This is a genomic window from Undibacterium sp. RuTC16W (assembly GCF_049339445.1).
Classification (GTDB): Bacteria; Pseudomonadota; Gammaproteobacteria; order Burkholderiales; family Burkholderiaceae_D; genus Undibacterium.
Genome location: NZ_JBMPPE010000026.1, coordinates 1 through 596, shown reverse-complemented (window position 1 = coordinate 596; position 596 = coordinate 1). Strand labels below are relative to the sequence as shown.

Genomic DNA, 596 nt, shown 5'->3' with positions numbered 1-596 from the left:
AAATGTCTGTCCAGATGACCAGATATTAGATTTAGAAAAAGTAAGTATATATAGAAAAAGCAAAGACAAAATACTCAGTTAGTTGTAAAGAGTATCAACCTTAGTTGTTACAGTGTTTCTTCGACATTCACTTTTAAACCTCCTCTAACATGTCATCAAAACAAGATAACAAGGCATCCAACCTTGGAGAAGTACTGAAGAGAGTAAGAATGCGAGGGAATGTCGAAACTCCCCAAGATTTGGAATCATTGAGAAGGATTGCAAATGAACTTCCTGTTTCTCCGAATTTGCTTGTTGAGATGAAAAATCAGGGCAAGGATCTTGCCGATGTGATTGATAGCATTATGGAGGCTGGCGGCATCCCGGGTGTTGACATACGAGAGCCAGTTAACCCTCTGGCGCCCACCGCCTCCCAAACTGGAGAGGTAGCAAGCCTCCCTGGGGCAGATCAACAGCTGGATGATCTATTTTTAGACGCCCAAGAAGAGGTAAGCCAAACCCCAATGGGTTCACGAGCAAGTAGTCTGGAGAGTCTCATTCTTGATCCAGGAGTAGGGGATGAATCTGTTCCCCGACTAAACCCTAAGGCCCCCACA

1 protein-coding gene is annotated in these 596 nt (G+C 44.3%); it reads left to right on the top strand.

From position 1 onward, the window contains the following. Nucleotides 1–149 precede the first annotated feature (149 nt). On the top strand, nucleotides 150–596 hold a 447-nt coding region (locus ACO0K4_RS19425), incomplete at its 3' end, for a hypothetical protein (protein WP_422958326.1).